A 25,646-nucleotide genomic window follows, 5' to 3' on the forward strand; every position below is an offset into this window, starting at 1 on the left:
ATTTTATTTCTCCATTTCAGCCTAAAAACAATGCACTCTTATACATTTTTTTTGCTCTTATGATAAAATTTATCAAGCTGCCTCTAAAAAGCCATTTTTTGTTTCCATAAAGTGTGAAGTCGTTACACTTTATATTCGGTACCTAGAGCTTTTCTTTGCTGTTACAGGATATAATAGCTTTCATTTTGCTCCTCCTATGATAGCTGAGGTACGATGTAGCGACAAGGTCGTTGTGGTGTTCCCCTCCCCACAACGACCGTTTTTTTAGAGGAAGTGTTTTTAGAGATTTTTTTAAATTTTTGGATAATTTCTTTAGGGAAAAGAGAGAAGCTATTCAGGGATTTTGAAGTCATTCCACAGAGCTTTTTCTCCCATTTTTCTGATAAAATCAGCATGCATAGTTTTTTCTTGTGTGCTTAATCTTGAAGGTAAGGGCTGTGGACGACTTTTTATCGCATAAAGAGCGTCTTTATTGTTTTTTATTTCCTCATCATGCCTTTTTTTGTTATCAAAACCCAATACTCCCTGTTTGCCACCAATGAGTTCAATATAAACATCGGCGAGAATCTCCGCATCAAGTAAAGCACCATGAAGAACACGATGACTATTATCAATTCCAAAACGTTTGCACAAAATATCAAGAGAATTAGGACCCATAGGAAATTTACGCCGAGCCATAGCCAATGTATCAAGAATATTATCAATACTGATAAGCGGTTTATTTGCTCTTCCTAATTCTGCATTAAGAAAGCCAATATCAAAACTTGCATTATGGGCAATCATTGTAGCACCATTGATAAATTCCAAAAATTCATCAGCAATATCACTAAAACTTTTTTCATTCTTTAAGCGTTCATTGGTCAATCCATGAATTGCTACAACTTCATCAGGAATAATGACACCTTGAGGGTTCAAATAAACATGAAAGCGGCTTCCCGTAAGATAACGATCAACCATCTCCACACAACCAATTTCGATTATGCGATCTTTCTCTTTATCTAAACCTGTTGTTTCTGTATCAAAAATAATTTCACGCATGACTTTCATTCTTTAGTAAATTTTTTATCACGTAAAAAACTTGCTCACGTGTATTCTCTAAATCTTTTCCTGTATTAATAACAAAATCAGCACGTTTACGTTTTTCTTCATCAGACATTTGCCTAGCATTAATAAAGGTAAATTTTGCTTCATTCATATTTTGTCGAATCATTGCACGTTCTTTTTGTATTGCTCTTGGTGCAGAGACAACAACAACACTGTCTACACGTTTTTCACTATTTGTTTCAAAAAGAAGTGGAATTTCAAGAACAATTAATTTTTTTCCCTGTTTGCGTGCCATCTCAATGAATTCTTTTTCTTTTTTTTGCACTAAAGGATGTATTATTTTTTCTAAGCTTTGTAATTTCTCATGGCCGTTTATCAAAATTTCAGAAAGTTTTAAGCGATTAACTTCGCCATCCTCAACCACACTCGGAAATACACGTGCTATCAGCGATACAACCGGTTTACTCTTATAAAGTTTGTGTGTTGCATCATCGGCGCTAAAAACAGGAATACCTGCTTGTTTGAAAAAATCAGCAACGGTAGATTTTCCCATAGCAATTGACCCAGTCAGCCCTATGATTTTCATTCTGCTTTTTCACCCATATCCTGTAAAATTGCTGTTCGTAATGCTTTTGTAACCTCTGGTCTTATTCCAAACCATCTTTCAAACCCTAAAACAGCCTGATGCAAAAGCATACCAAGTCCATCAACAGTCCTCAAACCATGCGCTTTTGCTTGTTGTAGAAAAGGTGTTATCAACGGCGTATAAACAATATCTGTTACCAATGCCGTTGCTTTTATGTTATGAAAATCGCAAAAAAAAGAAGCCGTTTTTTTCTCATAAGAGTTTGTCATACCTACAGAGGTTGTGTTGACAATTAAATCAGCTTGAGAAATTATTTTATCTATCTTCTGCCAATAATGAACTTCAACAGGTTTTCCGAAATGCTGCGCTAAATTTTCTGCGCGCTCCTTTGTACGATTAACCAAGCAAATACGTTCAAATCCACGTTTTTTTAAGGCATAGAGAACAGCACGTGCTGCACCACCTGCACCAAAAATAAGCGCTGTTTCTCCTCCCCAATCAGGAGCATAATCATCAAGATTAGCGCTAAAACCATAGGCATCACTATTGGTGGCGCAAAGTTTGTCTCCTTCATACCAAAGCGTATTAACAGCACCAATCATTGTTGCTACATCATCTTTATAATTTGCTAAATGAAAAGCTTCTTGTTTATGGGGGATAGTGATATTCCCTCCACAAAACCCCCTTCTCCTTATAGATGTGAAAAAATCTCTAAATTTTTCAGAGCTTACTTCCTGTGCCAGATATTCGCCTTGTAAATTATATTGTTTAAGCCAAAAATGGTGGATTTTTGGTGATTTTGAATGATAAATAGGAGTACCTACAACAAAAGCACGTGGGTAATTTTTTTCTTTATATTTTATTTCATAATCAACCATCAATTACCCCTAAATGACGCAGTTTTATGAGCAATGGTAATAAAGGTAAACCAATAATAGTAAAAAAATCTCCATCAATTTTATCAAAAAGATGGATTCCTTCTCCTTCAATTTGATAAACTCCAACACTGTTTAAAACATCTGTTCCAACACGTGCTAAATAGCGTTCAATGAATTCTGATGAGAGAGGACGTACTGACATATGTGCACTAAAAGCCTCTAGCCAAATTTCTTGGCCATTGTGAAATATAGCCACTGCACTATGAAGAGAATGGGTTTTTCCTGATAAATCACATAAACGTTGATGTGCTTCCCTTCTACTTGTGACTTTATGAAAAACTTGACCTCTCAAATCAAGAACTTGATCACACCCAATGACAAAAGCATTAGGAAAACGATCAGAAACATTTTTTGCTTTTGCACTTGCAAGAAAACAACAGAGTTCTTTAGGGGTCTTTGTTTTTGCTGTTTTTTCTTCCTCTCTTTCATCAAAAGAGGCTCCTTCAATAAAAAAATTTAAACCCGCCTTTTTTAACAATTGTGCACGATAAGAACTAAGAGATGCTAATATTAAACTATCTGTTGCCATGGGATTCTTTCATTTTTTTTCACGAAATCGCGACAAAAGTTCAAATACAGCGGCGGCTGTCTCTTCAATAGAGCGCCTTGTAACATCAATAATAGGCCAACCAAAACGTTCGCAAATGCGCTTTGCATAAGTTAATTCTTCAGCGATACTCATACGATTAGTATAACTTTCAATGGCAAAATTATCTCCTAAATGTCTATTTTGACGAATATGTGAGATTCTTTCAGCAGAAGCAATTAAACCGATTATCAAAGCATTCTTTGCCTCTAAGAGAGCTTCTGGTAAATCAATACCTGGAATAAGAGGAACATTTGCTGTCTTTATTCCACGATTTGCTAAATAAATGCTGGTTGGTGTTTTAGAGGTTCTTGAAATTCCAACAAGAATTACATCAGCATTTGATAAATCATTGGAACATTGTCCATCATCATGTTCTATTGTAAAATCTAACGCCTCAATACGACGAAAATAATCTGCATTAAGATCATGCTGCGCACTGGCTCGCAAATTTGTTGGTGTTCCAAGATAAGACTGAAAAGCATCCAAAACAGGATGTAATATGTCTATACAAGGAAGTTCCATTTTCTCGCACCTTCTCTTAAGAAGGAGCTTAATTTTTTTATCAATAATTGTGTAAAGAACAATACCAGGCTCTTGTTGTATCTCATCAAGAGCTTTTTTTAACTGTGATTCATTACGAATCATAGGATAAATGTGTTCTGTTGCTTGACTCATGGCATATTGGGATGCAACAGCCCTTCCCACAGAAATTAACGTTTCTCCTGTTGCATCAGAAAGCATGTGTAAATGAAAGCTTTTTTTTTCTTTTGTCACAAAAATATTAACTCCTTGTTAACAAATGTGTATATATGCTCGGTCTTTTATATAAAACTAAAATTTAGAAAAAATTCTCCATTCTTATGCACAAATTGAACAGTTGTGATATTTTATATCCTCTTATGAGGAAAGTATGGGGATAATATCTTTAACTTAATGTTATGTTTGTTTTTTTATTTTTTTTATTTGTGGATAAAATTGAGGATAAATAAAGTATAATCAATAATTCACATTAAACACAGACTCTAATAAGAACAATCTCATCTTTAAAAATCTATTTTATAGAGAAATCTCTGTAAAAAAATAAAAATAATTTTAAATTATTTTTATCTATGATACATAGAGATTATATCTAATTAATTAAATATTTCTTAAATAGCTTTTAATTATATAACTCTATTTTAAAATATTATTTAGATATTTTATAGATTCTTCATATTAGAACTTTTCAATTTATATAATTAATTTTTTATACATTTATTTCATCCTCTATAAAAGTAATTCATATAAATGGTGCTTGCAGATTAAAAAAATTGGTGTACAATACTTTTTCCTTAATAAGAATATTCCATTCTCGAGATTCTCCGTAAATTAATTCAAAAACAATTCTCCATCACTTAAAGAGCATATTTCATGCAAGAAATGAAACTACAAGAACTAAAAAGTAAAAATCCCGTTGAACTTGTTTCTTTTGCTGAAACATTAGAAGTTGAAAATGCTTCCCTGATGCGCAAACAAGAATTAATGTTTGCTATTTTAAAAAAACTTGCATCGCAAGATGTTGAAATTATAGGAGAAGGGGTCGTTGAAGTTTTACAAGATGGATTTGGATTTTTACGATCTGCCGATGCTAACTACCTTCCAGGACCAGATGATATTTATCTTTCACCTGCACAAATTCAATCTTTTTCTTTAAAAACAGGTGATACTGTTGAGGGCCCTATACGGAGCCCAAAAGAAGGAGAGCGCTATTTTGCTCTTCTTAAAATTAATACAATTAATTTTGAAGATCCTGAGAAAATTCGTTATAAAATCCATTTTGATAATCTTACTCCCCTTTATTCTAACGAACGTTTTCAAATGGAAATACAAGATCCTACAGAGAAGGATATGTCCTCACGGGTGATTGATTTGATATCTCCATTGGGAAAAGGTCAGAGGGGGTTGATTGTAGCACCTCCTCGGACGGGAAAAACGGTTTTACTTCAGAATATTGCACATTCTATTACCACTAATCATCCTGAATGTTATCTTATTGTTCTTTTAATTGATGAACGGCCAGAGGAAGTGACTGATATGCAACGTTCTGTAAAAGGAGAAGTTGTTTCTTCTACCTTTGATGAACCAGCAATACGTCATGTACAAGTAGCTGAGATGGTTATTGAAAAAGCAAAACGTCTTGTTGAATATGGGCGTGATGTCGTTATCCTGCTTGATTCTATTACACGTCTTGGGCGTGCCTATAATACGGTTGTTCCTTCATCTGGTAAGGTTTTAACGGGTGGTGTAGATGCAAATGCTCTACAGCGTCCTAAGCGTTTTTTTGGTGCAGCACGCAATATTGAAGAAGGTGGATCTTTAACGATTATTGCAACGGCTTTGATTGATACTGGTAGTCGTATGGATGAGGTCATTTTCGAAGAATTTAAAGGAACAGGTAATTCGGAAATTGTTCTTGATCGTAAAGTTGCAGATAAACGTATTTTCCCTGCTATGGACATTCTAAAATCAGGAACGCGTAAGGAAGAGCTTTTAGTGGCACGACAAGATTTGCATAAAATTTTTGTACTTCGTCGTATTTTAGCACCTATGAATGTAACAGATGCAATTGAATTTTTAATTGATAAATTAAAACAAACAAAAAACAATAGTGAATTTTTTGATTCAATGAATACATAGAAGTATTAAGTTTTTTGATTAGGATACATCCTGTGGATACAATCTTTGCTGTTTCGAGTGGATTGTTGCCTTCAGGGGTTGCGGTCATTCGACTTTCTGGTCCTCATGTTGTGGAGGTTGTTAAGGCGCTTTGTGGTTGTTTACCAAAAGCACGATTTATGCATTATGGAAATCTCACAGCGCGTGATGGTAGCTTTTTAGATGCTGCTTTGACTGTTTTTTTCCCTGCTCCTCATAGTTTTACAGGAGAAGATTGTGCGGAATTCCATTTGCATGGAGGAAAAGCGGTTGTAAATCGTTTTCTTGACGAATTATCTACATTTTCTGGATGTCGTCTTGCAGAGGCAGGCGAATTTTCTCGTCGTGCTTTCATGGAGGGAAAATTAGATCTTGTTCAAGCAGAAGGTCTTGCTGATTTAATAGAAGCAGAGACAGAAAGTCAGAGACGTTTAGCGGTGATGGGTGCTAGTGGGCATTTAACAGCACTTTATCGCGATTGGCGCCATAAACTTATTAAAGCACGTGCCTTTATTGAGGCAGAGCTTGATTTTTCTGATGAAGGTGATGTTCCAGATTCGCTCTCTGATAAAGTTTGGAAAGATGTGGAAGATCTTTGTAATTCTCTTCAAAAACATATTGGTGAGGGAGAACGTGCTAGTATTTTACGTGATGGATTAAAAATTGTTATTGCCGGTGCTCCTAATTGTGGAAAATCAAGCATCATGAATCGTTTGGCTGGAAAACCTGTTGCTATTGTAACAGAGGAAGCAGGAACAACGCGTGATGCTTTAGAAATGAGGCTTGTTTTTGGTGGTTTACCAGTTTTTTTGACAGATACTGCTGGTTTTAGAGAAACAGAAAATAAAATTGAGCAATTGGGAATAGAAGTTGCAAAGCAACATGTCAGGGATGCTGATTTGGTTATTTTGGTTTACGATATGGCAAAGCCAAAGGAAATTCAATTACCAGAAACTTCAGCTGAAATATGGCGTGTTGGTAATAAGCTTGATCTTTATGAAAAAAATAAATCAATTTTTTTTATAGAGTTTTCTGCATCAACGGGTTTAAATTTTGATTGTTTTATTAAAGAACTTGAATTATTTTGTTCACGTCGTGCTTCTGAAATTGGAAATCTTGTGCCAGCACGTAAGAGACAACTTCAGCTCTTAAAAGAGGCTGTTAAAGAAATTGAAGCTTCTGTGAATTATACTTCTCTTGATCTCAGTTTACGTGCAGAACATCTTCGTCGCGCCAGTGATTTTCTTGGAAAAATTACGGGAGATATAGATGTTGAGGATTTACTTGATATTATTTTTTCAGAATTTTGTATTGGTAAATAATGATTCACGTGAAACATTGATTATTTGATAGACAGATTTTAAAGATTATGTATTTTATATATTCTGTTTCACGTGAAACTTGAAAGTAATATTTTTATGGAATGAGTCCTAATGCATTCATATGATGTTATTGTTGTTGGTGGTGGTCATGCTGGCTGTGAGGCGGCGTGTGCTTCAGCACGTGCTGGAGCACGGACAGCTCTTGTGACACATAAAATATCAGCATTGGGAACAATGTCTTGTAATCCTGCTATTGGTGGACTTGGAAAAGGGCATCTGGTGCGTGAAATAGATGCTTTGGATGGTCTTATGGGACGCGCAGCAGATGATGCTGGAATTCAATTTAGACTTCTTAATAGAAGAAAAGGACCAGCAGTAAGGGGACCACGTACTCAGGCTGATAGACAGCTCTATAAAAAAACAATTCAAAAACTTTTGCAAGAACAGGATAATCTCACTCTTATAGAAGATGAGGCGGTTGATTTAATTGTTAAAGATAAGAGTGCTTCAGGTGTTGTTTTAAAAAATCAAGGAAAAGTTTTTTCTGGTGCTGTTGTTTTAACAACGGGGACATTTTTAAATGGTCTTATTCATATTGGCGATAAAACATGGGCTGCAGGACGTATGGGAGATCAGTCAAGTGTTCAACTTGCTGAACGCTTGAAAAGTTATGATATAAAACTTGGAAGATTAAAAACAGGAACGCCGGCACGCCTTAGTAAAAAAACAATTAGTTGGGAATCTCTAGCAAAACAGCAAGCTGATGAAGATCCAGTTCCGTTCTCTCTTTTGACAGAAAAAATTAAACAACCACAAATTGAATGTGCAATAACACGGACAAATGCACAAACACATCAAATTATTCGTGAAAATATTCATCGTTCTGCTTTATATTCTGGAAATATTGAAGGATTAGGTCCGCGTTATTGCCCTTCTATTGAAGATAAAATTGTTAAATTTGGAGAACGTGATGGACATCAGATTTTTCTGGAACCAGAAGGATTAAATGATGATACTATTTATCCAAATGGACTCTCTACTTCTCTTCCTGAGGATGTACAAATCTCTTTTTTGAGAAGTATAGAGGGATTGGAAAATGTCACAGTTTTACAATCTGGTTATGCTATTGAATATGATTTTGTTAATCCACAACAATTGACTAAAACCTTAGAGTTACGCTGTTTACCAGGTCTCTTTTTAGCGGGACAAATTAATGGTACAACAGGATATGAGGAAGCAGCAGCACAGGGGCTTTTGGCTGGATTAAATGCTGCACGTAAGGTAGGTGGGTTAGATGAAATAATAATAAGTCGTTCTACAGCTTATATTGGTGTGATGGTCGATGATTTGGTTTCACGTGGAGTTTGTGAACCTTATCGAATGTTTACATCACGGGCTGAATTTCGTCTGTCTTTGCGATCTGATAATGCTGATATTCGTTTAACGCCTTTAGCACAGCAATGGGGTATTGTTAGTAAAGTACGTTGGGACTGTTATCAGAAAAAACAACAACGTCTTGATCAAGCACGATCCCTATGCCAAGAGCTTTTTTTAACACCTAATGAAGCCTCTGCTCATGGATTACAAATAAATCATGATGGTGTTAGACGTTCAGCTTATGATCTTCTTGCTTATCCTCATATGCGTTTAGAGCGTCTTTCACATTTTTGGCCACAATTACAGTCAATTGACTCTAAAACCGCTGAATCTTTAGAAATTGAAGCACAATATGCCGTTTATTTAGAAAAACAAGCACAAGATATAGCTTCTCTTCAGAGGGATGAACGTTTAGAAATTCCCTCCTCTCTTGATATTCAGTCAATTTCTGGTCTTTCAAACGAGCTCAAAACAAAAATTCAAGAAATTTCTCCACGTTCAATTGCTGATGCACAAAAAATTGATGGTATGACACCCGCAGCATTGTCGCTTATTATTACATATATTCAACGTCAACGACGTGAAAAGGCTAAAACAGCTTAATGAATCTTTCTACAGAACAAAAATATAAAGCACTCTTAGATATCGTTCCTTTTGTTTCACGTGAAACGATGGAAAATTTAATACAATTTGAGACTTTAGTGATGCAGTGGAATAAGCATATTAATTTAATATCTACTGCAACAATCCCCCTTTTATGGACACGTCATATTTTGGACTCGGCACAAATCTATCCTTTATACAGTGATTTTATGCATTGGTGTGATCTTGGATCAGGTGGTGGATTTCCTGCAATCGTGATTGCTATTTTTTTAAAAGAAAAAAAAGGCGGACATATTAATCTTGTTGAAAGTAATGGAAAAAAAGTTGCTTTTTTACGAACAGTTATTGCTGAGCTTGATCTTCCAGCAACAGTTTATCACTCTCGAATTGAGGATGTGTACAAAAAAATAATAACACCAGAAATTATAACAGCACGGGGATTGGCTTCACTTGATGAGCTTTTAGGACTTATTTTTCCCTTATTAAAACAAAAAACAATCGCTGTTTTGCAAAAAGGACGGGATTACTCTACAGAAATAAAAAAAGCCTCTGCCAATTGGCAGTTTGATCTGCTAAAACATAAAAGTAAAATTGATGAAAATTCTGTTATTTTAGAAATTTCTCATCTTCGATCATGTAGAGGGTAAAGCAAAATGAGCGAAACACGGATTATCGCTATTGCAAACCAAAAGGGTGGGGTCGGAAAAACAACCACAGCAATTAATCTTGCAACAGCTTTAGCAGCTATTGGGGAAAATGTTCTTATTATGGATGTTGATCCACAAGGTAATGCGAGTACAGGATTGGGAATAGATCGTAATAACCGTCCTTTGTCCTCTTATGATGTTTTGGTTTCAGGGATTTCCGTGACAAAAGCCGCTTTAAAAACAGCAGTCCCCAATCTTCATATAGTACCTTCTACACTCGACCTTTTAGGTGTAGAAATGGAAATTTCTTCATCAAAAGATCGTATTCAACGATTACGTAAGGCTCTTTATGATGATCCTAAGATGGAGAAAAAATTTAGTTATATTCTAATTGATTGTCCCCCATCTCTTAATCTTTTAACCCTCAATGCTATGGGGGCTGCAGATTCCGTTTTGGTTCCTATGCAATGTGAATTTTTAGCACTTGAGGGCTTAAGTCAATTGCTTGAAACAGTAAAGCAAGTACGGTCTGTCCTTAATCCATCCCTAGAAATTCAAGGTATTGTCCTCACGATGTATGATGGACGAAATAATCTTTCAAATCAAGTTGTTGAAGATGTCCGTTCTTTTATGGGAGATAAAGTTTATCGTACCGTTATTCCAAGAAATGTGCGCGTATCAGAAGCACCTTCTTTTGGTAAACCCGTATTGCTTTATGATCTCAAATGTGCAGGTAGCCAAGCTTATTTGCGTCTAGCATCGGAGGTGATTCAACGTGAAAAACAAGCACATGCTGCTGCTTAAAAATGTAAAAAAAATAATTTTTGTAAAGAAAATTCAAAGAGTGAAATTATGAATGATGATCAATCAAAAAAAAGACTGGGACGTGGATTAGCAGCATTGATTGGTGATATGAGCTTAAACAACAGCCTTACATTTTCACCTAATGCTGAAAAATTAACAGAGTTTAGTACAATTTCTACTCTTTCTGAACGATTTGTTCCTCTTGAATCCATTTCGTGTAATCCACACAATCCGCGACGCCATTTTACTGAATCAGAATTGGATAATTTGGCGCAATCAATTCGTCAGCATGGTGTTGTTCAACCTGTTATAGTAAGACCTTTACGTGATCACCCTCAGCGATTTGAATTAATTGCTGGTGAACGGCGGTGGCGCGCTGCACAGCGTGCTCATTTAAGTCAATTGCCGGTGATTGTTCGTGATGTGGATGATAAAACAGCTTTAGAATTGGCAATTATTGAAAATGTTCAGCGTGCTGATCTTAATCCCATTGAAGAAGCAATGGGATATGAACTTTTGTTGAATGAACATGGTTATACACAAGCAGATTTAGCACAAGTCATTGGAAAAAGCAGAAGTCATGTGGCTAATACACTGCGTTTGTTAAAATTACCAGAAAAAGTGCAACAGTTTTTAACCGATGGGCAGCTTTCTGCCGGTCATGCGCGTTGTCTTATAACCGTTGATAATCCACAAGATTTAGCCGAAAAAATTATTCGTGAAGGTCTTTCTGTGCGCCAAACAGAAATACTTGCCTATGAGCAAGCTAATCCTAAGGTCAAAAAACGAACCTCTGTGGAAAAAGATGCAGAAACAAAATCTTTAGAAAAGTTACTTGCAGATGTTATCGGAATGAAGGTTATTATTCGACATGGTAAAAAAGGTGGTGATTTAAAAATACACTACTCTTCATTAGAACAATTAGATGATATTTGTCGCCGTTTGCAAAATTAAGAAATTCTTTGAAATAAAAGAATTCTTAACAAGGATTTTGTAAGACTTTAATTATTCTATACATATGTTTTTTAGCAAATTCAATATTGCTTGAAGGTATAATGTTTTTTTTACTGAAAGAGCTTTCTTCGTTTGTAAGTACAATTAATGTTGCTTGAAGTGCTAAGTGACCAACAACAAAATCTCTAGGTGTGATATTATTTTCTTTTAAAAGATTCATAAGTTTTGTTTTATGAGAGATATAAGCGATATATCCTTCAATACTATCATCATGCGTAACAATATCATTTTTTGCATCGGGTATTTCTGACTCTAAAGGTAAATTTTTACATTCTTTTCCAATTTTTTCCAGTTTTAAAAGAAAATCTTCTGTTAAGGGATAGTTTACAACGAGAGGTGATGTAAGAGAATCTTTATTTGTTATTTCTTTGTTTTCTTGAGCGTATGATGCAAAGGAAAAAAGAATAAGAAAGCACAAAGAAAATTTAAACATGATTAAAAATTATCCTTTCTTTTTCTGATTTCAGCAAAAACTTCCACATCTGTTTCTTTTTCCATGGCAAGATTTTTTCTGATTGTGTAATCATCCCAACGAAGAAAGGGGTTTGTCGCTTTTTCTTGTTCTAAAGTGATAGGGAGAGTCATGGCATTTTTTTTGCGCAACAAAAAAACTTCCTCTGCTCTTTGATGAAGTTTTTGATTATCTGGATCAAGGGTTAATGCAAAAAGAGCATTGGTTTTGGTGTATTCATGGCCACAGTAAAGAAGTGTTTCATCAGGAAGTTGACGAAGTTTCTTTAAAGAGTCCAGCATTTGTGCTGGTGTTCCCTCGAAAAGACGCCCACAGCCAAGGGAAAAAAGTGTATCTCCAGCAAAGAGTAATTTTTCTTCAGGGAAGTAGTAGGATAAGGCTCCTAACGTGTGACCAGGTGTTGAAAGTGCCAAAATTGTCTGACTGCCAAAGAAAAATCGTTCATCAGGCTGAAGGGCTTTATCAATATAAGGAATTTTTTCTTTTTCTGCTTCTGGTCCGATAACAAGAGCTTTATAAACTTGCTTTAACTCTGCTAATGCTTCCACATGGTCGTGATGGTGATGTGTTACAAAAACAGTCTGAAGTGTCCAATTACGGCGTTTTAAAGCATTATGGATAGCTTTACTTTCAGGAGCGTCAATAGCGGCTGTATAGCCGCTATTTTCATCATGAATAAGCACACCAAAATTATCTTCTCGACAAATGAACTGTTCAATCAACATATATTTTCTCCATGAACAGTGTAGGGTGACAAATCTAAAAATGATCTATCATGATGGATATATTTTGTTTAAAAATCAGTTTTGTCCTTTTCTGGAAAAAGTCCCTGTGAGTGTTTTAGTATAAGAGGCATTTGGGTTAGCATGAAAACAACCGTTAGGGGCATAACACCAAAGACTTTAAAACTTGTCCAAAAATTATCACTGAAATTACGCCAAATTATTTCATTCAAAAGAGCAAGAAAAATGAAAAAAAATGCCCAACGATAGGTAAGTTTCTGCCATCCTAAATCATCAAGTTTTAAAGTAGAATCGAGCGCATAACGCAAGAATGGTTTTTTGAAAAACATACCACCAAAAAGAATAATAGCAAATAAGCTATTAATAATTGTTGGCTTCATTTTAATAAAAGTATCATTATGAAGCCAAAGAGTTAAAAATCCAAAGACGAGAACAAATACTCCTGAGATGAGAGGCATTATGGGAATTTTTCGTGCAAGAATCCACGATAAGCCTAATGCAATAATGATTGCTACCATAAAAATAGCTGTGGCAGGAAAAATAGGCTTATGAAAATTTTTAAAAAGCCCAATATTGTTTATCAGCCATTCACCTTTATAATTGGCTAGAAAAAAAACAATCAATGGTCCCATTTCTAAAAGAAATTTTAGTGTTGGTGAAAAGGGTGCTTCTTGATTGTCATTAGTATTTTTCGCGTTGGGATTATTATGCGAATTGGTTTTAAATGAAGTTTTTTTCATGCGTATCTTCCTGCGATTGTTTCGGCAAAATCAGAGGCAGAAAAAGGTTGAAGATCCTCGACATTCTCTCCTATACCGATAAAATAAACGGGTAATTTATATTTTGCTGCAATAGCAACAAGAATTCCTCCCCGCGCACTACCATCAAGCTTTGTCATGACTAAACCGTTAACACCGGCAATATCGCGGAAAATATCCACTTGATTGAGCGCATTTTGTCCGGTGGTGGCATCTAGCGTTTGGAGAACTGTATGGGGTGCTTTTGGAGTGTGTTTTTTCAAAACACGGATAATTTTTGCTAATTCATCCATCAATTCAGTTTTATTTTGTAGACGTCCAGCGGTATCGATAATCAAGACATCACTGTTTGCTTTTTTGGCTTTTTCATAAGCATCAAATGCTAAACTTGCAGCATCTGCTCCTAGTTTGGTTGAAATAACAGGAGAACCTGTGCGTTCACCCCAAATATACAACTGTTCAATAGCAGCAGCGCGAAATGTATCACCAGCAGCGAGCATTACTTTTAGACCTCCTGCTGTCAGTTTTGCTGCAATTTTTCCAATAGTTGTTGTCTTTCCAGTACCATTTACACCGACCAGTAAAATAACATGAGGCTTATGATTAAGATCAAGTTCTAGTGGAATTGCAACAGGTTCCAAGACTTTTTTGATTTCATCTGCCATAATGGTGTGGATGTCATCTGGAGATAAATTCCTCTCATAACGACTGGAAGCAAGATTATCCGTAATACGTGTAGCTGTTTCAACACCAAGATCTGATTGAATCAGAATATCTTCTAGCTCTTGTAATGTATCTTCATCAAGCTTTCCCTTAACAAAGAGATCACTAATTGATCCACTTAATCTTTGCGAAGAAAGAGCTAATCCCTTTTTTAGGCGTCCAAACCATGGTGTTTTTTTCTGTTCAACGGAGGATACAGAAGAAAATTCTTCAACTTTCTTTTCATGAACAGTATCTGTGACAATGACTTTTCCAGAAAGGGGAATTTTTCTAGTATCGTCTTCAACAGATGGAGTTTTCTCATCATACTTTGTAGATGTTGTCTTTTGACTTTCTCTTTGTTCTGTTTTTTCTTTATCTATAGAGAATTGCTCGTTTTTGGTATTTTCACTTTCTTTTGCTTTATTATCTTCATAAGAAGGTGAAATTTGTTTTTTTTCTCGTTCTTCAGATTTTTTAAAAGAAAATATTTTTTTAATAAAAGATTTTGTCATAAGGGTTTCCTGCTCAAGCTGCATTTAATTTTGGAAGGACAGCAATCAATTTATTGCCATCATGGTCAACAATAAGGGCTTGGACAATTGTTCCAGCTTTTGCACCTTTGATTTGTGTCAGAGTATAATCTTCTGTTCGTCCAATTTCATCTTTTTCAACGAGAATTGTTTGCTGGCTATTTTGTAAGCGAGCAAGATGCCTTTGGTAAGCCTCCTCACCTACTTCGCGTAAACGTTGTGCACGCATCTTAATTATTTTACGATTTATTTGTGGCATTCGCGCGGCAGGTGTTCCTTCTCTTGGACTAAAAGGAAAAACATGGAGATGTGTTAAATGACAATCATTGACCAAGGAGAGGCTATTTTGGAACATCTCTTCTGTTTCGGTGGGAAAACCTGCAATTAAATCTGCGCCATAAACCATAGTGGGACGTTTGGCACGTAATTCTTGGCAAAATTGAATTGCATGTTCACGTAAATGACGCCGTTTCATTCTCTTTAAAATCATATTATCGCCTGCTTGCAAAGATAAATGTAAATGTGGCATGATTCTTGTTTCATAGGCTAAAAGGTTGATAAGTTCTTCATCTGCTTCAATGGAATCAATCGAAGAAAGACGTAATCGCGGCAAATCAGGTACATGATGTAAAATGGCAGAAGTTAGTTTCCCTAAAGAGGCTTTTCCAGGCAGATCGTGACCATAGCTTGTCAGATCTATACCTGTTAAAACGACTTCTTGAATACCGTTATCTATGAGCCGTTTAATTTGTTCAATGACAGCACCCATGGGGACTGAACGTGATGGTCCGCGCCCATAAGGGATAATGCAAAAGGTACAGCGATGATCGCATCCATTTTGCACCTGTATAAAGGCACGTGTGCGTTCTTCCATCCCACTTACCATATGTGGAGCAATTTTTTGCACTTCCATGATGTCATTGATGCGTACCTTTTCGGAATGGTTGATGCCAAAATCAGGAAGTTGACGATAAGAATGCGCATGGAGTTTGTCTTCATTCCCTAACACAAGATCCACTTCTGTCATTGAGGCAAAATTTTGTCCTTCTGTTTGTGCGGCACATCCTGTGACAATAATACGAGCATGAGGATTTTCTCGTCTCGCTTTGCGGATAGCTTGTTTCGCTTGTCGCACAGCTTCTGCAGTAACAGCACAGGTGTTAAAGATGATAGCACCGTCTTTGAGTTGATCTAGCCCTGAAGAAGTGCTTTCTTTGCGTATAATTTCTGATTCGTAGCTGTTTAGTCGACAACCAAATGTTACAATTTCTATCGCCATCAAAAGTGATCCTTTTTATAGCTCCCTGTTAAAGGGTTTAAAAAACCACTAAATTCATACTCAATTGGACCGGTCATAATAATATGATCATCTTCTCTGTAAAAAATATTAAGTATTCCCCCTGGTAAATTCACATCGATATTGCGATTTGTAAGTCCACGTCGATAAGCTGCCACCGCACTCGCACAAGCAGCGCTTCCACATGCTTGCGTTAATCCCGCTCCCCGCTCCCATGTGCGTAAATTTAGGCTTTTCTTTGACGTGACATGAGCAATGGAGATATTACACCGTTCTGGAAAAAGAGGATCATGTTCAAGTTTTGGTCCATATTTTTCTAATGGAAGATGTTGAATATCGCTCTCAATAAAGAAAATAGCGTGGAGATTGCCGATGGATACAAGGCTCGCATCTTTTAAGGGACCAGCAGTAATGTCGACGTGATTTGTATCGACTATTTCACGTGAAACAGGCATGTCTTTTGCATTGAAATTTGGGCTCCCCATGTCAACAGAAATAAGATTATTGGTTTGGCGTTTACCTTCAATAATTCCAGCAGATGTTTCCAATCGAAAGCTCTCACCAAAATTATGATCTGTAAGCCATGCAATGACACAACGCGTACCATTACCACAGGCTTTAGCCATTGAGCCATCAGAATTCCATATTTCAAGGCGGAAATCAGCCTCTTTTTTTGTGGCGGGGTGAAGTGCCATAATTTGATCAAAATTCGTTTGAGGATCTGCTGATAAAGCAAGAATTGCTTGTGGTGTCAGAGCATGTGTACTGTCACGCATATCAGCAACAATGATTTGATTTCCAAGACCGTTCATTTTGCTGAAGGGTGTTTTCATGAAATTTCTCTATTTTTATTGATTACCCACAAAAGATATATGACTGAATATCTTATAAATTTCTAGTACTTAATAGATATAAAACGGGTGGAGGAATTATTTATCATTTAAAATAGGCAATTTTCATCCTGTTTTTTTTAAATTTGTTAATGTATCTTTGTAAAATGCAATATAATAAGTGTTCACTCATTTCTTTGAGTTAACTTCTTTATTGTCGTGGGAAAGAGTATAGATATGTCATTTTCAAGGGTTTCATTTTTCGTTGCACTATCAACAGTTACATTTTTAGCGGGATGTTTAACATCGCGCTTTGACAGTAATGAGAGTAACAACACATTAGAAGTTTTTTATCCACTTCAACAAATAGAAACAGAAGTGGTCCCTGATGTATCCTCTTCTTCATCGGCTGCTGAAGCAGCAGATGCTTCTATGTATGAGAAAGGAGATTCTCAGAGTGATGGACGCATGGCTAGCCTTGAATTGCCAAGTAGTGCTGTTGATTTGTTTCCTGCAAGTATTGCTGGGGTGTGGAATCTTTCTATGGGGGGAAAAGTTTGTCGAATTGCGACGCCACAAACAAAATTTGGACAAGGATACCGTGCTGGCCCCTTACACTGTCCAGGAATTCTTTCTCAAGTAAAGTCGTGGGCTGTTAAAGGGAAAAAATTATATTTCTATAATAATTCAGGGCGCGTTATTGTTGCTCTTTATTCTTCTAATGTTGATCGTTTTGAAGGACGCACACTTGATGATCATCCCGTTATTTTAAGCAGATAGAGCGCTTTTGACCATTTATAAAAATAAGAAATAGATGTACGGGTTGTGAAAAAAACATCTATTTTTTATTGAAAGTGGTTTGAAAAAGGTTGTTTTATGACTTCGGTTTCAACGCGTTATAAAGAGCTGGTTTTAAAGGGGGAAATCAGTTTTGATCCTGCTCAACAGGCTTTAACAAAGTTTTTTGATCATTTATTACAAAAAATTGCAGAAAAAAATGTTTCCTACCCCCTAGCATTTTGGCGTTTTTTCAAGAGAAAAAAACAATCATTGTCTCGTATTTCAAATCAAAATGAAGGGGATATACCCTTTAAGGGGCTGTATATTTATGGTGAAGTTGGACGAGGCAAAACTATGCTGATGGATTTGTTCTTTTCTTGTTTGCCGCTGGAGCGTAAAAAGCGTGCCCATTTTAATGATTTCATGGCTGATATACATGAGCGTATTAATTTTTACCGTAAAGCATCAACAAACACAAAAGCTAGACAAGATAATCCTATTTTAGCTGTTGCCCAAGATCTTGCACGGGAAACCAAAGTGCTTTGTTTTGATGAATTTAGTGTTACGGATATCGCTGATGCTATGGTGCTTAGTCGCCTTGTTGCTGCTTTGTTTGAGAAAGGGATTTTCTTTGTTGCGACTTCAAATGTTGCTCCTGATAATCTTTATTATAACGGTCTAAATCGAGAACTTTTTTTGCCTTTTATTCAAGCTTTGAAAACACATGTTCGCATCGTTAATCTTGATGCAAAGACGGACTATCGGCTTGAAAAATCAAATTTACAACATGTGTATATCACCCCATTAGGGGAGCAGGCAGATAAATACATGAATCAAGCTTGGGCACTAGCACTGCAAGGACATAAAGAAATATCTGATGAACTTTCTATAAAAGGGCGTCTTATCCCTATTCCTCGTGCTGGTGCAGGTTGTGCACGCTTTGATTATCGAGATTTATGTGCAAAGCCTTTGGCCGCAGTTGAATATTTAGCATTAGGGGAACGGTATCATACGCTTTTTGTCGATAATGTACCGGTGATGGATGATACATATCGCAATGAAACGAAACGATTTATTTTACTTATTGATGTTCTTTATGAGCGCCATATAAGATTATATATATCTGCGGCGGCAAAACTTGAGGATTTATATCAGGGGTATGCACAAACGTCCGAAACATTTGAATTTCAGAGAACACAATCACGTCTTTTTGAGATGCAAAGCAAAGAGTATTTAAAAGTTTGGGCAGAACGTTTTCTTCTTTAAAGCAAAAAGCTGATTGTCGTTTTATCTTTGCATAAACTTTAAAAATAATAACTCTTTGAATTTAAAAGAAGTGTAATAATTCTGTTGTATTTTTTTAAAATTCACTTTATCGATAATTCTATAGTAGTATTCTAATAGCACGTTTGCGTGGAGGATTATGGCTTCTATGAAGTGAAGAAGTTTAGTGAATTTCATCTTTTTTTTCTTTTGAAGATATTGTTAAAATATGGCTAAAAGCAAAGAAAATATTTAGTATACCGGTGCTGGTAAGTATAGGTTGAATTTTCTAAAGTTAGGAAAAATAAAATGGCACGGAAAAAAATAGCTCTGATTGGTTCGGGTATGATCGGTGGCACTTTAGCACATATGATTGGGCTTAAAGAGCTTGGTGATGTTGTCTTGTTTGATGTTGCAGAAGGTATGCCTCAGGGGAAGGCGCTTGATATAGCAGAATCTTCACCCGTTGATGGTTTTGATGTCAGTTTAAAAGGCGCAAATGCTTATGAGGCAATTGAGGGGGCTGATGTTGTTATTGTAACAGCAGGTGTTGCACGCAAACCAGGTATGAGCCGTGATGATCTTTTAGGCATTAACTTAAAAGTCATGGAACAGGTTGGTGTTGGGATAAAAAAATATGCGTCTTCAGCGTTTGTTATTTGCGTCACTAACCCCCTTGATGCAATGGTATGGGCGTTGCAAAAATTTTCAGGTCTTCCCGTACATAAAGTAGTTGGTATGGCCGGTGTTCTTGATTCGGCACGTTTTCGTTATTTCTTGTCTGAGGAATTTAAGGTCTCTGTTAAAGATGTGAGCGCGTTTGTTTTAGGAGGGCACGGTGATTCAATGGTGCCTTTGGTACGTTATTCAACAGTTGGTGGTATTTCTTTGCCTGATCTTGTAAAGATGGGTTGGACCACACAAGAAAGAATTGATCAAATTATCCAACGCACTCGTGATGGTGGTGCAGAAATTATTGGTTTGTTAAAAACAGGTTCTGCTTTTTACGCACCAGCAGCTTCTGCTGTTTCTATGGCTGAGGCCTATTTGAAGGATACTAAGCGTGTTGTTCCTGTTGCAGCTTATCTTTCAGGACAATACGGAGTGAATGATACCTATGTGGGTGTTCCCGTGGTGCTTGGAGCGGGCGGTGTTGAGCGGGTCATTGAAATTGATCTTGATAAAGAAGAAAAAAGTGCTTTTGAATATTCAGTGAATGCGGTTAAAAAGCTTTGTGAAGCTTGTACCACTCTTGTACCTAGTCTTGCATAAATTGAGCAAGATTTTGTTCATTAAAATAGAGTATCTGAAATATTAGGACTTAAAAAATTATTCAAGTAATTCATAAAAGAAAAGGACAAATGCATGAATATCCATGAGTATCAGGCCAAACGTCTGCTGCATGAATATGGAGCACCAATTGCAAATGGTGTTGCTGTTTATTCTGTAGAGCAGGCTGAAAAATGGGCAAAGAAATTGCCTGGACCTCTCTATGTGGTTAAAAGTCAGATACATGCAGGTGGTCGTGGTAAAGGTAAGTTTAAAGAACTTGGTCCTGATGCAAAGGGTGGTGTTCGGCTGGCAAAATCTGTTGAAGAAGTTGTTGCAAATGTCCAAGAAATGCTTGGTAAAACTTTGGTAACCAAACAGACGGGTCCAGAGGGTAAACAAGTCAATCGTCTTTATATTGAGGATGGTGCCGATATCGAACGGGAGCTTTATCTTTCTCTTTTGGTTGATCGTAGCGTTGGTCGAGTAGCTTTCGTGGTTTCAACAGAAGGTGGAATGGATATTGAAACGGTCGCTGAAGAAACACCAGAAAAAATATTGACTCTATCCATTGATGCTACACAGGGCGTTACCTCTGATGATTGTGCAAGGCTTTGTGATGCATTAGAATTGCAAGGGTGTGCAAGAGAAGATGGAGAAAAGCTGTTTCCAATTCTTTATAAGGTGTTTTGTGAAAAAGATATGAGCCTTCTTGAAATCAATCCGCTTATTGTGATGAAAGATGGTCATTTGCGTGTTCTTGATGCAAAAGTTTCTTTTGATAATAATGCTCTGTTTCGTCATCCAGATATTCTGGAATTGCGTGATACTTCAGAAGAAGATCCCAAAGAGATTGAAGCATCAAAGCATGATCTTGCTTATGTGGCTCTTGAGGGTACAATTGGTTGTATGGTCAATGGTGCCGGTCTTGCTATGGCAACAATGGATATCATTAAGCTTTATGGAGCCGAACCAGCAAATTTCCTCGATGTTGGTGGTGGAGCTTCAAAAGAGAAGGTAACTGCTGCTTTTAAAATTATTACTGCTGATCCCAATGTTAAAGGTATTTTGGTCAATATTTTTGGTGGTATTATGCGTTGCGATGTCATTGCTGAGGGTGTGGTTGCCGCTGTTCGCGAAGTTGGTTTAAAGGTTCCTTTGGTTGTTCGTCTTGAAGGTACGAATGTTGAGCAAGGTAAAGCGATTATCAATGACAGTGGTTTGAATGTTATTCCTGCTGATGATTTAGATGATGCTGCTCAAAAGATTGTTGCAGCCGTGAAGGGAGCTTAAGTGATGTCGATTCTTGTGAATAAAGATACAAAAGTTCTGGTTCAAGGCCTTACAGGAAAAACAGGAACATTTCATACAGAACAAGCACTTGCTTACTACGGCACGCAAATGGTTGGTGGTGTTAATCCTAAAAAGGGGGGTGAGACATGGGAAGGTTCAAAAGGGGAAACCCTTCCTATTTTTGCGAGTGTTGCAGAAGGAAAAGAAAAAACAGGTGCTGATGCTTCCGTTATTTATGTTCCACCCGCAGGGGCAGCGGCAGCTATTATAGAAGCCATTGAAGCTGAGATCCGTTTGATTATCTGTATCACAGAGGGTATTCCTGTTATGGATATGGTGAAGGTAAAGGCAAGATTGGAAAAATCAAAATCGCGTCTCATTGGTCCTAATTGCCCTGGTATTCTTACACCAAATGAATGTAAAATCGGCATTATGCCCGGTTCTATTTTTAGAAAAGGCTCTGTTGGAGTTGTTTCACGGTCAGGAACTCTAACCTATGAAGCAGTGTTTCAAACAAGTCATGAAGGACTTGGGCAGACAACGGCGATTGGTATTGGTGGCGATCCTGTTAAGGGTACCGAATTTATTGATGTGTTGGAAATGTTTTTAGCAGATGATGAAACGCAGTCTATTGTTATGATTGGTGAAATTGGCGGTTCTGCTGAAGAAGAAGCAGCACAGTTTCTTCAAGATGAGGCAAGAAAGGGTCGCAAAAAACCGGTGGTTGGTTTTATTGCTGGTCGTACAGCTCCTCCAGGGCGTACAATGGGGCATGCTGGTGCTGTTATCTCGGGTGGAAAAGGTGGAGCAGAAGATAAAATTGCCGCCATGGAATCAGCTGGAATTCGGGTTTCTCCTTCACCTTCGCAGATAGGCAAAACCTTGATGTCGGTTTTGAAGGGCTAAAAGAAAACTTTATCAGAATAAAAACATATCCTTATTCTGATAAAGCATTAGATGTAAAAAGGTGAAAGATTTTTTTGAACTTTCTGATTTTCGTTTGTTTTGCAAGCGTTTAAAAGTCGAAAAAAGATATAAGGAGACGGGATAGATGTTCCGGAGAAGTGTATGGCAAGACAGGACGAGATAAATAGTCTTTTTGCACAAACGTCGTTTCTGTATGGTGGAAATGCGGATTACATAGATCAACTTTATGCCGAATATGAAAAGGATCCCGCTAGTGTAGATTCACAGTGGCGTACTTTTTTTGAAAATCTGCATGATAAAAAAGAAGATGTTCTCAAAAACGCTGAAGGGGCAACATGGCAACGGGATCATTGGCCGTTAAAGGCAAATGGTGAACTCGTCTCTGCTCTCGATGGTGATTGGTCTGTTCTTGAAAAACATGTTGGTGATAAATTAAAGGAAAAAGCAGCAACAGGTGTTGCTCCAAAGGGAGTAAGTTCTAGCGAACAAGATATCATTCAAGCAACGCGTGATTCTGTTCAGGCTCTTAGAATGATTCGTGCTTTTCGCACACGGGGGCATCTTCGTGCAAAGCTTGATCCCCTTCAATTGGCAGAAAAACTTGATGATTACAAGGAACTTTCTCCAGAAGCTTATGGCTTTACTCCTGCTGATTATGAGAAGCCAATTTTTATTGATAATGTTTTAGGCTTGGAATATGCAACTATTCCACAAATGCTGGAGATTCTCAATCGTACCTATTGTGCAACGATTGGTATGGAATATATGCATATTTCTGATCCTGCTCAAAAAGCATGGCTTCAAGAGCGTATTGAAGGACCAGATAAACGCATTTCCTTTACAGCGGAAGGTAAAAAAGCCATCCTTAACAAATTGATTGAAGCAGAAGGATTCGAACAGTTTTTAGATGCAAAATATAAAGGAACAAAGCGTTTTGGACTTGATGGTGGTGAGGCACTCATTCCTGCTCTTGAACAAATTATTAAACGCGGTGGTGCTTTGGGAGTGCAGGAAATTATTTTAGGAATGGCGCATCGTGGTCGTTTAAATGTTCTTTCACAAGTGCTTGCAAAACCGCATCGGGCCATTTTTCATGAATTTAAAGGGGGGTCTTATAAGCCTGATGATGTAGAAGGATCAGGTGATGTAAAATATCATTTGGGGACCTCAGCTGATCTTGAATTTGATGGTAAAAAAGTTCATTTATCGCTTTTGGCAAATCCCTCTCATCTTGAGATTGTTGATCCGGTGGTTGTTGGAAAAGCGCGTGCTAAACAAGATCAACTTGTGGGGCGTATGCAGACTGAGGCTCTCTCATTGAATGAGCGTTCAAAGGTTTTGCCGCTGCTTATTCACGGTGATGCTGCCTTTGCTGGGCAGGGGGTTATTCAGGAAACTTTTGGACTTTCAGGTCTTAAGGGTTATAGCGTTGCTGGCTCTGTTCATGTGATTATTAATAATCAGATTGGTTTTACAACTGATCCACGCTTTTCGCGTTCTTCACCATATCCATCAGATGTAGCAAAGATGATTGATGCGCCAATTTTCCATGTGAATGGTGATGATCCTGAGGCCGTTGTTTTTGTTGCAAAAGTGGCGACAGAATTTCGTCAAATTTTCCATAAACCGGTGGTGATTGATATGTTCTGTTACCGCCGTTATGGGCATAATGAAGGTGATGAACCTTCCTTCACGCAGCCGCTTATGTATAAGGCTATCCGTAATCACAAAACAACCTTGCAACTTTATGCAGACCAGTTAGTAGCAGAAGGGGTGGTTTCTCTAGAAGAGATTGAACAGCAAAAAAAACTATGGCGTGATAAACTTGAAGTTGAGTTTGAAGTAAGCACTTCTTATAAGCCAAATAAAGCGGATTGGCTTGATGGGAGCTGGACGGGTCTTAAAGCTTCTACGAGTGTTGATGAACAACAGTGTGGAGGAACAACGGGTGTTGAATTAAAAACTTTACAGGAAATTGGTAAGAAACTGGTCGAAATTCCAGCAGGTTTTCAGGTTCATAAAACTATTCAACGCTTTTTGAGTAATCGTGCTAAAATTTTTGAAACCGGTGAGGGTGTTGATTGGGCAACGGCTGAAGCTCTCGCTTTTGGTTCACTGTGTTTAGAAGGAGCACCGGTTCGTCTTTCCGGTGAGGATGTTGAACGTGGAACTTTTTCACAACGTCATTCAGTTCTTTACGACCAAGAAAACGAAGCACGTTATATTCCTTTAAATAATTTACAAAAAGGACAGGCATTTTATGAAGTTGTTAATTCTATGCTTTCTGAAGAAGCGGTGCTTGGTTTCGAATATGGATATTCCCTTGCTGAGCCACGAGGATTAACACTTTGGGAAGCACAATTTGGTGATTTTTCTAATGGTGCACAGGTCATTTTTGATCAATTTATTTCGTCTGCGGAGCGTAAGTGGCTTCGTATGTCTGGTCTTGTATGTTTGTTGCCTCATGGTTTTGAAGGCCAAGGGCCAGAGCATTCTTCAGCACGTCTAGAGCGTTTTCTGCAACTTTGTGCAGAAGATAATATGCAGGTTGCAAATTGTACAACGCCTGCAAATTATTTTCATATTTTACGCAGACAGATTAAACGTGATTTCCGTAAGCCATTGATTTTAATGACACCAAAGTCGCTTTTACGCCATAAGAGAGCTGTTTCTTTTCTCAGTGAAATGGGACCAGAAACAGGTTTTCATCGTTTATTGCTTGATGATGCTGAAGTTCTTAAAGATTCTGTTATTAAATTGCAGAAAGATAATAAAATTCGTCGTGTCGTTCTTTGTACCGGCAAGGTTTATTATGATCTTTATGAAGAACGTGAAAAAAGGGGCATTGATGATGTTTATTTGCTTCGTGTTGAACAGCTTTATCCTTTTCCTGCGAAAGCCTTGGTGGATGTGTTATCGCGCTTTTTGCAGGCAGAAATTGTTTGGTGCCAAGAGGAACCAAAAAATATGGGGGCTTGGTCATTTATTGAGCCTTATTTAGAATGGGTTTTGACGCATATCAATGCGCAATATTCACGTGCACGTTATGCGGGGCGTCCTGCAAGTGCAGCACCGGCCTCTGGGTTGATGGTGAAACATCTTGAACAGCTTGCTGCGTTTCTTGAAGACGCGTTAGGCTCTTAAATTTATGACTACTCTGA

Annotated in this window: 23 protein-coding genes; 12 read left to right on the forward strand and 11 right to left on the reverse strand. The window is 37.3% G+C overall.

Annotated elements, in window-relative coordinates:
* Positions 1 to 330 precede the first annotated feature (330 nt).
* From dnaQ to PVV64_RS00215, 5 genes are read right to left on the reverse strand one after another with little or no spacing between them, the layout of a single operon-like run.
* Positions 331 to 1,038 carry a DNA polymerase III subunit epsilon gene (gene dnaQ, locus PVV64_RS00195; RefSeq protein ID WP_273759069.1) on the reverse strand — a complete coding sequence of 236 codons (708 nt, stop codon included), beginning with the start codon at positions 1,036 to 1,038 and terminating at the stop codon, positions 331 to 333.
* Positions 1,031 to 1,630: a dephospho-CoA kinase gene (coaE, locus tag PVV64_RS00200; RefSeq protein ID WP_273759071.1), complete on the reverse strand. Its 600-nt coding sequence runs from the start codon at positions 1,628 to 1,630 to the stop codon at positions 1,031 to 1,033. Before coaE ends, dnaQ begins: the two co-directional genes overlap by 8 nt.
* Entirely contained in the window at positions 1,627 to 2,508 is an 882-nt protein-coding gene (locus PVV64_RS00205) for a shikimate dehydrogenase (protein ID WP_273759072.1), read from the reverse strand. Before PVV64_RS00205 ends, coaE begins: the two co-directional genes overlap by 4 nt.
* Positions 2,501 to 3,097 (reverse strand): Maf family nucleotide pyrophosphatase, encoded by a 597-nt coding sequence (locus PVV64_RS00210; protein ID WP_273759073.1) that lies wholly within the window; start codon positions 3,095 to 3,097, stop codon positions 2,501 to 2,503. The genes PVV64_RS00205 and PVV64_RS00210 overlap by 8 nt, the downstream gene beginning before the upstream one ends.
* 9 nt (positions 3,098 to 3,106) lie before the next feature.
* On the reverse strand, positions 3,107 to 3,931 hold the full coding sequence (locus tag PVV64_RS00215; protein ID WP_273759074.1) for a pyruvate, water dikinase regulatory protein: 825 nt from the start codon (positions 3,929 to 3,931) through the stop codon (positions 3,107 to 3,109).
* A gap of 636 nt (positions 3,932 to 4,567) precedes the next feature.
* On the opposite strand from PVV64_RS00215, the gene rho reads away from it, so the two are divergent.
* The 6 genes from rho (at position 4,568) to PVV64_RS00245 (ending at position 11,558) form a co-directional block, all read left to right on the forward strand.
* A complete protein-coding gene (gene rho / locus PVV64_RS00220; RefSeq protein ID WP_006923656.1) occupies positions 4,568 to 5,833 on the forward strand; it encodes a transcription termination factor Rho in 1,266 nt (421 codons plus the stop codon).
* A 32-nt stretch (positions 5,834 to 5,865) separates the two neighbouring features.
* On the forward strand, positions 5,866 to 7,173 hold the full coding sequence (gene mnmE, locus PVV64_RS00225) for a tRNA uridine-5-carboxymethylaminomethyl(34) synthesis GTPase MnmE (protein ID WP_273759076.1): 1,308 nt from the start codon (positions 5,866 to 5,868) through the stop codon (positions 7,171 to 7,173).
* Between the two features lie 111 nt (positions 7,174 to 7,284).
* On the forward strand, positions 7,285 to 9,153 hold the full coding sequence (mnmG, locus tag PVV64_RS00230; RefSeq protein WP_273759077.1) for a tRNA uridine-5-carboxymethylaminomethyl(34) synthesis enzyme MnmG: 1,869 nt from the start codon (positions 7,285 to 7,287) through the stop codon (positions 9,151 to 9,153).
* A complete protein-coding gene (gene rsmG, locus PVV64_RS00235) occupies positions 9,153 to 9,800 on the forward strand; it encodes a 16S rRNA (guanine(527)-N(7))-methyltransferase RsmG (protein ID WP_273759078.1) in 648 nt (215 codons plus the stop codon). Before mnmG ends, rsmG begins: the two co-directional genes overlap by 1 nt.
* 6 nt (positions 9,801 to 9,806) lie before the next feature.
* Positions 9,807 to 10,604, forward strand: coding sequence for a ParA family protein (locus tag PVV64_RS00240; RefSeq protein ID WP_273759079.1), 798 nt, complete (start codon positions 9,807 to 9,809; stop codon positions 10,602 to 10,604).
* 48 nt (positions 10,605 to 10,652) lie between these two features.
* Positions 10,653 to 11,558 (forward strand): ParB/RepB/Spo0J family partition protein, encoded by a 906-nt coding sequence (locus PVV64_RS00245; protein ID WP_273759080.1) that lies wholly within the window; start codon positions 10,653 to 10,655, stop codon positions 11,556 to 11,558.
* Positions 11,559 to 11,583: 25 nt separating this feature from the next.
* On the opposite strand, the gene PVV64_RS00250 is transcribed toward PVV64_RS00245, so the two are convergent.
* The 6 genes from PVV64_RS00250 to dapF form a co-directional block, all read right to left on the reverse strand.
* Positions 11,584 to 12,051 carry a hypothetical protein gene (locus PVV64_RS00250; protein WP_273759081.1) on the reverse strand — a complete coding sequence of 156 codons (468 nt, stop codon included), beginning with the start codon at positions 12,049 to 12,051 and terminating at the stop codon, positions 11,584 to 11,586.
* A 2-nt stretch (positions 12,052 to 12,053) separates the two neighbouring features.
* Positions 12,054 to 12,815 carry a hydroxyacylglutathione hydrolase gene (gene gloB, locus PVV64_RS00255; RefSeq protein ID WP_273759082.1) on the reverse strand — a complete coding sequence of 254 codons (762 nt, stop codon included), beginning with the start codon at positions 12,813 to 12,815 and terminating at the stop codon, positions 12,054 to 12,056.
* 68 nt (positions 12,816 to 12,883) lie between these two features.
* Complete coding sequence (locus tag PVV64_RS00260) at positions 12,884 to 13,573, reverse strand: septation protein A (protein ID WP_273759083.1); 690 nt, start codon at positions 13,571 to 13,573, stop codon at positions 12,884 to 12,886.
* Positions 13,570 to 14,808 (reverse strand): signal recognition particle-docking protein FtsY, encoded by a 1,239-nt coding sequence (gene ftsY / locus PVV64_RS00265; RefSeq protein WP_273759084.1) that lies wholly within the window; start codon positions 14,806 to 14,808, stop codon positions 13,570 to 13,572. The genes PVV64_RS00260 and ftsY overlap by 4 nt, the downstream gene beginning before the upstream one ends.
* 13 nt (positions 14,809 to 14,821) lie before the next feature.
* Positions 14,822 to 16,105, reverse strand: coding sequence for a tRNA (N(6)-L-threonylcarbamoyladenosine(37)-C(2))-methylthiotransferase MtaB (gene mtaB / locus PVV64_RS00270; RefSeq protein ID WP_273759085.1), 1,284 nt, complete (start codon positions 16,103 to 16,105; stop codon positions 14,822 to 14,824).
* The gene (dapF, locus tag PVV64_RS00275) at positions 16,105 to 16,956 is read right to left on the reverse strand and encodes a diaminopimelate epimerase (protein WP_273759086.1); all 852 of its coding nucleotides are present in this window, start codon (positions 16,954 to 16,956) and stop codon (positions 16,105 to 16,107) included. The genes mtaB and dapF overlap by 1 nt, the downstream gene beginning before the upstream one ends.
* 234 nt (positions 16,957 to 17,190) lie before the next feature.
* Between dapF and PVV64_RS00280 the strand changes: the two genes are divergently transcribed.
* The 6 genes from PVV64_RS00280 to PVV64_RS00305 all read left to right on the forward strand — a co-directional run bounded on the left by PVV64_RS00280 (position 17,191) and on the right by PVV64_RS00305 (position 25,629).
* Positions 17,191 to 17,733 carry an AprI/Inh family metalloprotease inhibitor gene (locus PVV64_RS00280; RefSeq protein WP_273759087.1) on the forward strand — a complete coding sequence of 181 codons (543 nt, stop codon included), beginning with the start codon at positions 17,191 to 17,193 and terminating at the stop codon, positions 17,731 to 17,733.
* Between the two features lie 96 nt (positions 17,734 to 17,829).
* Entirely contained in the window at positions 17,830 to 18,999 is a 1,170-nt protein-coding gene (gene zapE / locus PVV64_RS00285) for a cell division protein ZapE (RefSeq protein WP_273759088.1), read from the forward strand.
* 306 nt (positions 19,000 to 19,305) lie between these two features.
* Positions 19,306 to 20,268 (forward strand): malate dehydrogenase, encoded by a 963-nt coding sequence (gene mdh, locus PVV64_RS00290; protein ID WP_273759089.1) that lies wholly within the window; start codon positions 19,306 to 19,308, stop codon positions 20,266 to 20,268.
* Positions 20,269 to 20,361: 93 nt separating this feature from the next.
* Positions 20,362 to 21,558 carry an ADP-forming succinate--CoA ligase subunit beta gene (gene sucC, locus PVV64_RS00295; protein WP_273759090.1) on the forward strand — a complete coding sequence of 399 codons (1,197 nt, stop codon included), beginning with the start codon at positions 20,362 to 20,364 and terminating at the stop codon, positions 21,556 to 21,558.
* A gap of 3 nt (positions 21,559 to 21,561) precedes the next feature.
* Entirely contained in the window at positions 21,562 to 22,464 is a 903-nt protein-coding gene (gene sucD / locus PVV64_RS00300) for a succinate--CoA ligase subunit alpha (RefSeq protein WP_273759091.1), read from the forward strand.
* A gap of 162 nt (positions 22,465 to 22,626) precedes the next feature.
* Positions 22,627 to 25,629, forward strand: coding sequence for a 2-oxoglutarate dehydrogenase E1 component (locus PVV64_RS00305; protein WP_273759092.1), 3,003 nt, complete (start codon positions 22,627 to 22,629; stop codon positions 25,627 to 25,629).
* The last annotated feature ends 17 nt before the right edge of the window (positions 25,630 to 25,646 follow it).

This window comes from Bartonella sp. ML70XJBT.G, assembly GCF_028618575.1.
Taxonomy (GTDB): Bacteria; Pseudomonadota; Alphaproteobacteria; order Rhizobiales; family Rhizobiaceae; genus Bartonella.

Coding starts and splice junctions, on each gene's coding strand:
- dnaQ (WP_273759069.1), bottom strand. CDS start 1,038: ATGCGTGAAATTATTTTTGATACAGAAACAACAGGTTTAGATAAAGAG.
- PVV64_RS00240 (WP_273759079.1), top strand. CDS start 9,807: ATGAGCGAAACACGGATTATCGCTATTGCAAACCAAAAGGGTGGGGTC.
- PVV64_RS00260 (WP_273759083.1), bottom strand. CDS start 13,573: ATGAAAAAAACTTCATTTAAAACCAATTCGCATAATAATCCCAACGCG.
- sucC (WP_273759090.1), top strand. CDS start 20,362: ATGAATATCCATGAGTATCAGGCCAAACGTCTGCTGCATGAATATGGA.
- PVV64_RS00280 (WP_273759087.1), top strand. CDS start 17,191: ATGTCATTTTCAAGGGTTTCATTTTTCGTTGCACTATCAACAGTTACA.
- sucD (WP_273759091.1), top strand. CDS start 21,562: ATGTCGATTCTTGTGAATAAAGATACAAAAGTTCTGGTTCAAGGCCTT.
- rho (WP_006923656.1), top strand. CDS start 4,568: ATGCAAGAAATGAAACTACAAGAACTAAAAAGTAAAAATCCCGTTGAA.
- PVV64_RS00305 (WP_273759092.1), top strand. CDS start 22,627: ATGGCAAGACAGGACGAGATAAATAGTCTTTTTGCACAAACGTCGTTT.
- PVV64_RS00205 (WP_273759072.1), bottom strand. CDS start 2,508: ATGGTTGATTATGAAATAAAATATAAAGAAAAAAATTACCCACGTGCT.
- zapE (WP_273759088.1), top strand. CDS start 17,830: ATGACTTCGGTTTCAACGCGTTATAAAGAGCTGGTTTTAAAGGGGGAA.
- ftsY (WP_273759084.1), bottom strand. CDS start 14,808: ATGACAAAATCTTTTATTAAAAAAATATTTTCTTTTAAAAAATCTGAA.
- gloB (WP_273759082.1), bottom strand. CDS start 12,815: ATGTTGATTGAACAGTTCATTTGTCGAGAAGATAATTTTGGTGTGCTT.
- dapF (WP_273759086.1), bottom strand. CDS start 16,956: ATGAAAACACCCTTCAGCAAAATGAACGGTCTTGGAAATCAAATCATT.
- PVV64_RS00250 (WP_273759081.1), bottom strand. CDS start 12,051: ATGTTTAAATTTTCTTTGTGCTTTCTTATTCTTTTTTCCTTTGCATCA.
- PVV64_RS00245 (WP_273759080.1), top strand. CDS start 10,653: ATGAATGATGATCAATCAAAAAAAAGACTGGGACGTGGATTAGCAGCA.
- mtaB (WP_273759085.1), bottom strand. CDS start 16,105: ATGGCGATAGAAATTGTAACATTTGGTTGTCGACTAAACAGCTACGAA.
- PVV64_RS00210 (WP_273759073.1), bottom strand. CDS start 3,097: ATGGCAACAGATAGTTTAATATTAGCATCTCTTAGTTCTTATCGTGCA.
- mnmG (WP_273759077.1), top strand. CDS start 7,285: ATGCATTCATATGATGTTATTGTTGTTGGTGGTGGTCATGCTGGCTGT.
- coaE (WP_273759071.1), bottom strand. CDS start 1,630: ATGAAAATCATAGGGCTGACTGGGTCAATTGCTATGGGAAAATCTACC.
- mdh (WP_273759089.1), top strand. CDS start 19,306: ATGGCACGGAAAAAAATAGCTCTGATTGGTTCGGGTATGATCGGTGGC.
- rsmG (WP_273759078.1), top strand. CDS start 9,153: ATGAATCTTTCTACAGAACAAAAATATAAAGCACTCTTAGATATCGTT.